The sequence below is a fragment of the Nonomuraea sp. NPDC001684 genome (assembly GCF_053596515.1).
In genome coordinates this window covers 1-3,266 of the sequence record NZ_JBSFGJ010000686.1, presented here as the reverse complement: position 1 = coordinate 3,266, position 3,266 = coordinate 1, and the positions used below count along the sequence as shown (strand labels likewise).

3 protein-coding genes and 1 pseudogene are annotated in these 3,266 nt (G+C 74.7%); 2 read left to right on the top strand and 2 right to left on the bottom strand.

Annotation, left to right across the window (positions count from 1 at the left end):
- Positions 1–300, top strand: a pseudogene (locus ACWCSD_RS50060) (NADP-dependent phosphogluconate dehydrogenase); the annotation flags it as partial.
- Between the two features lie 24 nt (positions 301–324).
- On the opposite strand, the gene ACWCSD_RS50055 reads toward ACWCSD_RS50060, so the two are convergent.
- Both ACWCSD_RS50055 and ACWCSD_RS50050 read right to left on the bottom strand, forming a co-directional pair.
- Positions 325–1,098, bottom strand: a complete 774-nt coding sequence (locus tag ACWCSD_RS50055; RefSeq protein WP_364337460.1) for a thioesterase family protein — start codon at positions 1,096–1,098, stop codon at positions 325–327.
- Positions 1,099–1,105: 7 nt separating this feature from the next.
- A complete protein-coding gene (locus ACWCSD_RS50050; RefSeq protein ID WP_397156449.1) occupies positions 1,106–2,050 on the bottom strand; it encodes a helix-turn-helix transcriptional regulator in 945 nt (314 codons plus the stop codon).
- A gap of 50 nt (positions 2,051–2,100) precedes the next feature.
- Here ACWCSD_RS50050 and ACWCSD_RS50045 point away from each other — a divergent pair, with 50 nt between their 5' ends.
- On the top strand, positions 2,101–3,177 hold the full coding sequence (locus tag ACWCSD_RS50045) for an epoxide hydrolase family protein (protein ID WP_449926493.1): 1,077 nt from the start codon (positions 2,101–2,103) through the stop codon (positions 3,175–3,177).
- Positions 3,178–3,266: the final 89 nt, after the last annotated feature.

Here is a 3,266-nt window from a genome sequence, read left to right as displayed (position 1 = left end):
GCCTACGACGCAGACCTGCGGCTTCCGTCGCTGCTGGCCGACCCGACCTTCGCCGCCGCGCTGAACGCCGCGCAGGACGCGTGGCGGCGGGTGGTGACCACGGCCGTGCGGATCGGCGTGCCGACGCCGGGCTTCTCCTCCGCGCTGGCCTACTACGACGGGCTGCGCCGCGACCGCCTGCCGGCCGCGCTGGTGCAGGGGCTGCGCGACTACTTCGGCGCGCACACCTATCACCGGGTGGACCGGGAGGGCGCCTTCCACACCGACTGGTCGGGCGACCGCGACGAGCACCCCGCCTGACCGCCCCCAGGGCTCGGCGGACGGTCAGCCGCCGGTCAGCGCGACCGGGTTGGCCACCGCCGTGACCACGCAGAACCCGATCGGCCCGGCCGTGTCGTGCAGGGTGACCTGGCCGGTCGCGACGCCGCCGGCGCTGAGGTGGCCGGTGGCCTCGACGCCGATCAGCTCGCCCTCGGGCAGCCGGGCGAGCGTCAGCGTGTAGTCGGCGTTGATGAAGCTGACGCCCGCCGAGCCGACGTTGGCCAGCGGGCTGGCGAAGTCGGCGGCCAGGGCGGCGCGGGTGAGCGGCGTCAGCGGCTCGTCGTCCACCAGCGGGTGGGTCTCGCGCAGCCACACCCGGTCGCGCCCGCCCTGCCCCCACTCGGTCAGCTGCCACAGGTCGAACGGCGGTTTCCAGCCCTGCCCCTCGGCCGGGTCGCCGGCGGGCGGCGGCTCGTCCCAGGCGGGCGTGTGCGGCAGCCGGCCGCCGGGCTGCTCGCCCTGCCGGAGCAGCACGGCCGAGGCCCGGCCGATCACGCCCTGTCCGGTGGAGAGCACGGCGTCGGCGACCCGGATCCGCCGTCCGTCCCTGACCAGGGTGGTCTCCACCGTGACCGGCAGCATGGGGCTGTTGCGGAACAGGTCGACGGTGAGCCTGGCGAAGTGCAGGCCGGGCTCGCCGTGCCGCTCCTCCAGGGCGCTCGCCGCCAGGCCGCCGAGCAGTCGGCCGTGGAGCATGTCGGGGGACCAGGGGCTGCGCGCGTGCGGGGCGGGCACGAACTCGCCCTCCTTGCGCGTGAAGAACGCTGACGTGGCCATCACCGAATCATATTCTGGAAGAGAGCAGCCGCCGTCCCAGGGCGTGCAGACGTTCCTTCAGCTCGGCCGGTTCCAGCACCTCGAAGTCGAGGTCGAGGAAGGCCACGGCCACGGCCATCAGGTGCAGGTCGTCGCCGCGCATGGTGAGCACGCAGGTGGCCTCGTCCACCGCCTCGACCTCGCCGCCGACGCGGCCGGCCAGCCGTCCGGCCGGGGCGTGGATCAGGAAGCGGGCCTGGACCGGCCACATCTGGTGGCCGAGCCGGTGGCGCACCCACGCGGCGACGTCGGCCTCCGGCGGCTCGCGGGGGGCGAAGCGCGGGCCGTTGGGCGTGCGCACCTCGATCCGGTCGGCCCGGTACGTGCGCCAGTCGTGGCGGTCGACGTCCCAGCCGACCAGGTACCAGCGGCTGCCCTTGCTGACCAGGCTGTGCGGCTCGGCCTTCCGCAGCGTGACGGCGCCCTCGTGGTCGGTGTAGTCGAAGCGCAGCTGCTCGCGGTCGCGGCAGGCGGCGGTGATGCGGGTCAGCAGCTCGGGGTCGACCGTCGGGCCCTGCCCGCCGACGCGGACGGTGTGCGTCTGCAGGGCGTTGACGCGCTGCCGCAGGCGGGCGGGCAGCACCTGTTCGAGCTTGGCCAGGGCGCGCAGCGAGGTCTCCTCGATGCCGGTCACCGTGCCGCCGGCGGCCGTGCGCAGGCCGACCGCGACCGCGACGGCCTCCTCGTCGTCGAGCAGCAGCGGCGGCAGCTCCGCGCCTGGGCCGAGCCGGTAGCCGCCGGCCACCCCCGGCGTGGAGCCGACCGGGTAGCCGAGGCTGCGCAGCCGGTCGATGTCGCGGCGCAGCGTGCGCGGGGCCACGCCGAGCCGTTGCGACAGCTCCGCGCCGGGCCACTCGCGCCGGGTCTGCAGGAGGGAGAGCAGGCGCAGAAGCCGCGCCGAGGTGTCGAGCACGGGTCCATTGTGGCCCGATCCTGGCCGCAATGCTGCCTAGCGTGAGCGGCATGAACCGATTCGTCATCGACATCCCGCAGTCCGCGATCGACGACCTGCGGGCGCGGCTGGACCGTACGCGCTGGCCGGACGCCCTGGAGGGGGTCGGCTGGTCCTACGGCGTGCCGCCCGAGGCCGTGCGCGAGCTGGCCGCGTACTGGCTGGACGGCTACGACTGGCGGGCGCACGAGGCGCGGCTCAACGAGCTGCCGCAGTACACGACCGAGATCGACGGCCAGCGCGTGCACTTCGCCCACGTGCGCTCGCCGCGTCCCGGCGCGCTGCCGCTGCTGCTGACGCACGGCTGGCCGAGCACGTTCGCCGACTTCTCCCGCGTGGCCGAGGCGCTCAGCCGCGATTTCCACCTCGTCATCCCGTCCGTGCCCGGGTTCGCCTTCTCCGGCCCCACCACCGAGACCGGCTGGGGCGTGCGCCGGGTCGCCGCCGCCTGGATCGAGCTCATGGACCGCCTCGGCTACGACCGGTACGGCCTCCAGGGCGGCGACTTCGGCTCGCTCGTCTCGCCCGCCCTGGCCCGGATGGCGCCCGAGCGGGTGGCGGGCGTGCACCTGAACGCGCTCACGGCGTTCGTCTCCGACGACCTGTCCGGGCTGACCGAGGCCGAGACCGAGCGCGCGCGGCGGATCGAGCGCTGGCACCGCGAGTTCTCGGGGTACGCCGCCATCCAGGGCACCAGGCCGCAGACCCTCGCCTACGCCCTGGCCGACTCGCCGGCCGGCCAGCTCGCCTGGCACCTGGACGCGTTCGCGAGCTGGGGCCAGGACGCCGGCGGGGTCGCCCCCGACGACGTCCTGACCAACGTCACCATCACCTGGCTGACCGGCACCGCCGGCTCCGCCGCGCGCCTGTACCGGGAGAGCGGCGGCGACTGGGCGCCGCCCGCCGAGCCCGGCACGACGCCGACGGCCGTGGCCGTCTTCCCCGGCGACAGCACGGTGCGCCGCTACGCCGAGCGCTCCCACAACGTGGTGCGCTGGTCGGAGCCGGCGCGCGGCGGCCACTACGCCGCCCTGCAGGCCCCCGACCTGCTGGCCGAGGACGTCAGCTCGTTCTTCGCCGAGCTCTAGACGAGTAAGTCCTAAGTCGTTCGGAGTGCAGGCACGACGAAGGGTGTCGAGGATCGATGTGTGACGAACGACCTCAACACCCTTCTCAC

What these genes read in the sequence shown, in the direction of transcription:
- ACWCSD_RS50055 (WP_364337460.1), bottom strand. Translation starts at nt 1,098, where the DNA reads ATGGCCACGTCAGCGTTCTTCACGCGCAAGGAGGGCGAGTTCGTGCCC.
- ACWCSD_RS50045 (WP_449926493.1), top strand. Translation starts at nt 2,101, where the DNA reads ATGAACCGATTCGTCATCGACATCCCGCAGTCCGCGATCGACGACCTG.